Source organism: Planococcus sp. CP5-4_YE (assembly GCF_019042655.1).
GTDB lineage: Bacteria > Bacillota > Bacilli > Bacillales_A > Planococcaceae > Planococcus.
Genome location: NZ_JAHPZO010000024.1, coordinates 22,627 through 29,430 on the forward strand (window position 1 = coordinate 22,627; position 6,804 = coordinate 29,430).

The 6,804-nt window shown below is 49.7% G+C and carries 8 protein-coding genes; all 8 read right to left on the bottom strand.

Annotated elements, in window-relative coordinates:
- Positions 1–51: 51 nt before the first annotated feature.
- Positions 52–1,971, bottom strand: coding sequence for an FtsX-like permease family protein (locus tag KTG14_RS16935; RefSeq protein WP_367948945.1), 1,920 nt, complete (start codon positions 1,969–1,971; stop codon positions 52–54).
- Positions 1,949–2,755, bottom strand: a complete 807-nt coding sequence (locus tag KTG14_RS16940) for an ABC transporter ATP-binding protein (RefSeq protein ID WP_216971987.1) — start codon at positions 2,753–2,755, stop codon at positions 1,949–1,951. Before KTG14_RS16940 ends, KTG14_RS16935 begins: the two co-directional genes overlap by 23 nt.
- Positions 2,756–2,856: 101 nt before the next feature.
- A complete protein-coding gene (locus KTG14_RS16945) occupies positions 2,857–3,879 on the bottom strand; it encodes a sensor histidine kinase (protein WP_254178223.1) in 1,023 nt (340 codons plus the stop codon).
- Between the two features lie 14 nt (positions 3,880–3,893).
- Entirely contained in the window at positions 3,894–4,577 is a 684-nt protein-coding gene (locus KTG14_RS16950; protein WP_302054961.1) for a response regulator transcription factor, read from the bottom strand.
- A 287-nt stretch (positions 4,578–4,864) separates the two neighbouring features.
- Positions 4,865–5,260: a GyrI-like domain-containing protein gene (locus tag KTG14_RS18060; RefSeq protein ID WP_308462018.1), complete on the bottom strand. Its 396-nt coding sequence runs from the start codon at positions 5,258–5,260 to the stop codon at positions 4,865–4,867.
- Positions 5,257–5,712 carry an AraC family transcriptional regulator gene (locus KTG14_RS18065; RefSeq protein ID WP_308462017.1) on the bottom strand — a complete coding sequence of 152 codons (456 nt, stop codon included), beginning with the start codon at positions 5,710–5,712 and terminating at the stop codon, positions 5,257–5,259. Before KTG14_RS18065 ends, KTG14_RS18060 begins: the two co-directional genes overlap by 4 nt.
- A 110-nt stretch (positions 5,713–5,822) precedes the next feature.
- Positions 5,823–6,380: a dihydrofolate reductase family protein gene (locus KTG14_RS16960; RefSeq protein ID WP_216971988.1), complete on the bottom strand. Its 558-nt coding sequence runs from the start codon at positions 6,378–6,380 to the stop codon at positions 5,823–5,825.
- A 212-nt stretch (positions 6,381–6,592) separates the two neighbouring features.
- The coding region (locus KTG14_RS16965) for a hypothetical protein (protein WP_216971989.1) at positions 6,593–6,804 on the bottom strand (212 nt) is incomplete at its 5' end.

The following is a 6,804-nucleotide window of genomic DNA, read 5'->3' on the forward strand; positions in this document are numbered from 1 at the left end:
TTAACTCACAAAAAAGCACGAAAGAGAGTTGCCTCTTTCGTGCTTTTCACTCTATAACGCCGCTTTTACCGTCTTCTTGTAATACCCAACGGCTAAGACAGCGAAGACCAAATAGATCAAAGCATAGACGCCCATCGCAACCGATGCCGGAAACAAGATGTCAGTCCGGAACAGGAACGATGCCGCTTGAATGGCGAAGATGGAATGCGCCAAGCCGATCGCGAGAGGAAGCCCGAAGACAAAGGCTTGCTTGCGGACGATGCCGCGCATGATGTCTTTTACCGTAAAGCCGAGTTGACGCAATGTCGCATAGCTTTGTTTTTCCTGTTCGGCTTCGGTCATTTGCTTGAAGTACAGGATGCTGCCGGTCGAAATGAGGAACACCAGCCCTAAAAATCCAGCAATGAATATGAGCAAGCCGTTCGACTGGACAGCGTCTTCATAAGACGAGTAATAATCGACGTGAAGATCCGAAGTCTTATATTTATCCTGCTGGTAAATGGCGGATGCTGCGGCCATGTCCTGTTCTGCAATGTGGAAGCCGTCCATTTGCTGAAGTGCCGTCTCGCCTGACTCAACGGCCAGCTGCTCTTTCAGCGATTGGTAGGTTTCTTCGTTCACCACGATTTGGCTTGTGAAGAATGACCAGTTGAGCACATTTTGTTGAGCGATTTCAGTAATGGATAAAATGGTCCGCTCCTCATCTTGGAGAGTGAGGTCAAAAGGCAGAGTTACCGAATTGAAAAGCGTTGCGACCGATACATCATGAAAGCTCGCTTCACCGTTTTTCGGTGTGTCCACCTCGATGCCTGCTTGCTGCAATCGTTCGCTGCTGAGCAAGGCGATGTCCGTTGCCCGCTCCAAAAACGGGGCTGGCTTTTCTTCAAATTCAGCCGGTACGACAAAAGTTTCCACTGCTTCGCGTTGATAGGAAATCCCGTTGACATCGAGTTCCTCGCTGATATCATCCGCCAAGCCAGCTTCATTTTCAAACATGAAATCAAACGGCATGATGGCCTGCGTTTCACGCTCCGTTGAATAGTACATGGAATAAGCTGCCGCGGTCATCGTCAAGGTCATCGCCGACAGCACGGTGATGATGGTCAGTGAATTGGCATTGCTTTTCATGCGGTGCATGAGCGGCGCCAAAGACAAGCTGTTTTCCAGTCCGAGGTGGCCATTTTTACTGCGACGGATACGGTACAGCAGCCAACTGATCGTCACCCGGAATATTAAATACGTACCGAGGATAACAGTAGCCAACACCGCCAGCATATTAAAGAAAATCATCGCATTCAGCATGCGTCCCGACAGCCAATAACCGAATGCAATCAGCCCGATGCCAAGCAACGCCAATATAGCGGAAACGGCGGTCTTCGGCTTTCGGGGATGCTGCCCCTGCTTTTCCGAGTTGAATAAAGACAGCAAGGAATTGCGGTATACCGTAAACACCATCTGGATGGTCGTCAACACGAAAATAGCGAGAAAGACAAAGAAGGTTTGCGTGACCGCGGCTGTAGAGAAAGATACTTCAATAAACGCTTCGTAGCCAATTAGCTTCATGAGCAACAATAAAAAGACGCGGGACACCAGCATGCCGACTGCAATCCCGACAATCAGCGCCATGATGCCAAGAAGCATGTTCTCGAGGATCAATAGCCTGGCGACGGCGCGCTTGGTCAGCCCAATCAATTGGTATAAGCCGATTTCCCGGCTTCTTCTTTTCAAGAAAATGGCATTGGCGTAGACGATAAAAATGCCGGCGATAACGATCAGCAAAATTCCAGCTACCTGGAAGGCAGTGCCCATCGTTCCTGTGCCTTGTTCTGCGACTGCCGTATCGTGCTGCAAGGTTGCGAACACGAAATACAGCACCACGCTGAGGATTAACGCGAAAAAGTACAGGTAATAATGCTTGATGTTTTTACGCATGCTGCGTTTGACGAGATCAAAGAGCGTCAACGCTGTCACCCCCGAGCACAGCCTGCACATTCAGGATTTCCTGGAAAAAGGCTTGTCTCGTTTTGTCTCCCTTGTACAGCTCCGAATAGACATTGCCGTCCTTGAGAAAAACGACGCGGCTGCAATAACTCGACGCGAGCGGATCGTGTGTCACCATCATGATGGTCACGCCTTGCTGTTTGTTGACGTCCGCCATCGTTCCGAGAAGCGAAGAGGCGGATTTCGAATCGAGCGCGCCAGTCGGTTCGTCTGCAAACACGAGAGACGGCTGATTGATGAGCGCGCGTGCTGCCGAAGTCCGTTGCTTTTGCCCGCCTGAAATTTCATGCGGGTATTTATCTGCCAGTGCTTCAATATCGAGGATTTTTGCGATCGACTGGAACTGGGCTTCTGCCGCTTGTTTCTTCATCTTCCCGAGCGATACCGGAAGCAAAATGTTTTCTTTTACCGTCAAGGTATCGAGCAAATTATAATCCTGGAAAATAAAGCCCAGTTGGTTTCTGCGAAAAGCGGACAGTTCGGCATCTTTCATCTTGGAAATATCGGCGCCATCGATCAAGATGGTGCCTTCAGTCGCACGATCGATAGTGGCGAGAACGTTGAGCAAGGTCGTCTTGCCTGCTCCCGACGCGCCCATGATGCCGACGAATTCCCCTTCCGCCACGCGCAGATCGATGCCTTTCAGCACTTGCTGGACATTGCCGCGCGCACCGAAAGATTTCCGGACATTGTGCGCTTGCAAAACGGTTTGCTTGCTTGTTTTTTGTGTGATTGTTTTATTTTGTGTCGTCATGTGATGGCCTCCCTGTAAACTTCTCCCCTTATCTTACTGCGCAACAGTGGCCGGGTCGTTTGATTTGTGTGACAAACCGGGAGGCCAATGTGACGATGATGTCACTTACGGATATGGTCGAAGTCGTTTTCCAGCGGGAAGGCTATTTCCACCTTAGTCCCTTGCCCTGTCCGGGAATCTGCTGAGAGCGTGATGCCGATTTTATCCGACACCGTTTTCGCCAAATAAAGCCCGAGCCCTGTCGCCGCGTTATGGAGCCGCCCTGTGCCACCCGTAAAGCCTTTGTCGAAAATGCGCGGCAAGTCGTGTTCCGGGATCCCTGGCCCGTCGTCTTGAACGGACAAGATGCGGTAGCCCGTGCTGTCTGTGCGCGCTGAAATCCGGATCGTGCCGCCTTGTGGGCTGTACTTTACTGCATTCGATAAAATTTGGCGCAGGACGAAGCGGCCCCATTTCTTATCGCTTAGGACGTTTATGTCCAACCCGTCCAATTCAATTTCCAGATCCTTTTCCCTGCACCAAGCCATCAATTCACGGATCTCAGGAACTACTATGTCCTTGAGTGCCACATGATCCACTGCGTAATCAGCCTCTAGAGAAGACAGCCGCGATATGTATAATTGTTGGTCCACCAGCAAGAACAGCCGCAGCCATTCCGATTCGAGTCGCTGCATGCCGGGAGCCGAGCGATTCGAGTCGATTAACAGGCGGATCGCTGTCAGCGGTGCTTTCGCTTCATGGACCCATGCCGCTGTGTAATCTCCTTGGATGAGGTTTTGCTGGCGCAATTCATTTAATTGGGCGGCCATCGTTGCAGCGGCTCCCTGCAGCACTTCGTTCATCTGTTTATCGCATTTGAACTTCGCTTCCGGCAACAGTTCATGCCAATCGGCTGCCGCTTCGCCTTCCAGACGCGCCAGTTGCCGGCTATAAGCCGTTTCTTTTCTGTAGCGCCAGATAATAAAAACTGCCAGTGCAATGAGCAACAGTACATTCATATACAGCAGCGAGGAAAGTTCCACGTCGAGGCCTGCATCGAGCCAAAGCAGTGCATCCGCAGCCCCCAAAGCCGCAATAAAAAAGAAGATCCAGCTTTTCATATCGTTCACATAAGCCCAAAACATCGAATCCCTCTTTTCTATAAGGTGACGGCTACGTAGCCCAAGCCTTTTTTCGTCAAAATGGCATCGCCGAGTCCTAAATCCGCCAATTTTTGGCGTAGCCGCGTAATGTTGACGGTCAAGGTGTTGTCGTTGACGAACCGCTCATCGTCCCATAGCTTGCGGATGATCTCATCGCGGGAGACGATTTCATCTTTCGCTTCGACGAGCACCGTTAAGATGAAAAACTCATTTTTCGTCAGTTCCGCTTCCTTGCCGCCGAGCCGGATGATGCCGCGCTTCAGATCGATCATAGCCCCATTCCATTCCAATACGTCTGAAGTTTCTTCGCCGTATGAATACACCCGCCTTAACGTCGCCTGGATCTTCGCCAGCAACACATCCGAATGAAACGGCTTTTGGACATAATCATCCGCGCCCATCTGCATCGACATGACCATGTCCATCGGGTGGTCGCGCGAAGACAGGAAAATGATCGGCACTTTCGAAATCGCCCGGATTTCACGGCACCAATGAAAGCCGTCATACACCGGCAACTGGATGTCCATGATGACCAATTGCGGCTGCTCAGTCATAAAACTGCCCAGGACATCGTCGAAAGATCCAGGACCGACCACTTGCATCCCCCATTTGCCCAAGCTTTCCTTCAGCGATTGAAAAATCGCCTGATCGTCTTCCACGATGAAAATCTTCATGTCCATTTCGGCACTTCCTTTCGTTCCGATTGTTTCCTCCATTCTAATGGAAATTCGAATGGACAGGAAATGAGAACCCAAAAGCGGTCTGCTTACTATCGCACAAAGAAGCTTTGTCTTATTTTCTGCTAAACCTCTTATTCTATTCATAAAAAAAGACCGGAAATGAACTTCATTCCCTGTCTTTTCTATGCGGCTCTATTGGAGAACTACTGGTCAAAAAGCCGCCGCTCCAACGCTCACTATACGTCAGTTTTTAAATTCTATACTTATGCGCAAGCGATTCCGCTAAGCTATTTCACCGCCAGCCAAATCTGGTTGGATGAATCGTCTTTATACGAATCGGGATCTGTGTAAGCTTCAATAGCTGGGATATCAGCTACTTCATAGCCGTTGGAGGGGATCCATTCTGTGTAGATTTGGTTCCACGCTTCGGGCATGGCGATTGGGGCAGATCCTCGCACTTCAAAAATAGCCCATTTGGATTTCGGTACCGTGAATTCACGGAAATCAGCCGGCACTTTACCGGCATGCTCTACTGCAATCCAATAATCGACCGTATTCTTCTCTTCATTATAGTTATCGGTAATTCCGAGCAAACCTTTGATTTCGCTGTTCATCAGCTCCGCCAATTCGCCGGATGTTCCATTAGCATTGGCCTCCATCCAGAATTCGGCAACTCCGCTCACTTCTCCGGTTTCGCCACACGGACATTCCCGTTTACTTGAAACGCATCTCTTTCAACAATTTGATAGTTCATGGGCTTGGCTCCTTTCAAATTCACTTGAATCATTAAACGGTTATGCGATTGCAATGCTCCCCTCCCTTTTCGCGCCTCACTCGGACTGAGCCCATGCTGTTTGCGGAACGCTTTTGTGAATGCTTCCGGTGATTCGTAACCGTAGCGATACGCGATATCGATGATTTTATGATCGGTGTTGAGCAATTGTTGGGCGGTTAATGTCAGACGGCGGCGACGCAGATATTCCCCGACGGAGATATCGGTCATGATCAAGAACATGCGTTGAAAATGGAACGGAGAGACATTTGCCTGTTTTGCGATTGCTTCGATGGATAGCTCATTCAGCAAATTCTCCTCCATATAGTCGATCGCTTTTTGCAAAGACTGCGCCAAAGCCATGCTTTCAACTCCTTACTTGAATAATAACCGGGCGGCGGTTCGGTTTCCTGTCATTTTGTGCGCTGTTTGGACAGCTTTTGTCTGCTGACCCCAGACGCTTTAAAGATTCCTCAATCAGTCCCCTGCCTGTTTACTTTGTAATAAACCTCCATTTGCTCATCTGTCTCAATCGTCCGGACTTTTTCCAAGTGAATCTCCAAATCTTCCAGGTGTTCGAACATGCGGGTTCCGGTCCCGAGCAGCAGCGGGGCGATGGCGATTTGCAGTTCGTCCACCAGATCCGTGCGCAGTGCTTGCTGGCCGACATCGGCACCGAGTATGACGACATCCCGCTCCACAGCGGCTGCTTTTGCTTTATGGACGGCGGATTCAATGCCATCGGTCACGAACGTAATGGTCAAGTGGTCGTTTTCTTTCGGGTGCTTGGCCGGTGGATGATGCGTCAAAACAAAAATAGGCACTTGGAATTCATAATCATCGGCATAGGCGTCCGGATCGTCAGTCATGTCGTAAGTTCGCCGGCCCATCACGACCGCTCCTGTATTTGCCATCAGCTCATTGATTTCATCGTTGGGCTTAAAACTTTTGTAAAGCTTGTCGAGTTTTCCATGACGGTCGCTGATGAACCCATCGAGTGAAGTGATCATTCCAAAACAGACTTTTGCCATATTGCGCACATCCTTCCTCATGTTCAACGAATCTCTTTGCTAATCAATTCCTCTTCGCGCATCATTCTCCTTCTATATACATGAATTTTCATCAGTCAAAAAAGGGGCTGTCCCAAAAGGTCATGAAAAGTGACTTTTAGGGGCAGCCCATTTTCGTCTTCTAAAGAAAAGGCTGATGTCCATTTCGACGGACGCTTTCCGCGGGCACGGCCTTAGCCGCTTCCCTCGCTTCGCTCAGTCCAGGGTCTTCGGCTCGCGCTGTTCCCGCTGGAGTCGCCGTCTCCATTCCCATCATCCGGTTTAAAAAAGAAAAAAGGATACAAAAAAATCGTCCATTTCTGTAAAATGGGAGTTACCACACCACCATTAGAGAAAGGACGATTTTTATGTGCAATCCAAAGATTACTTCTTCCCTCGCTTCGCT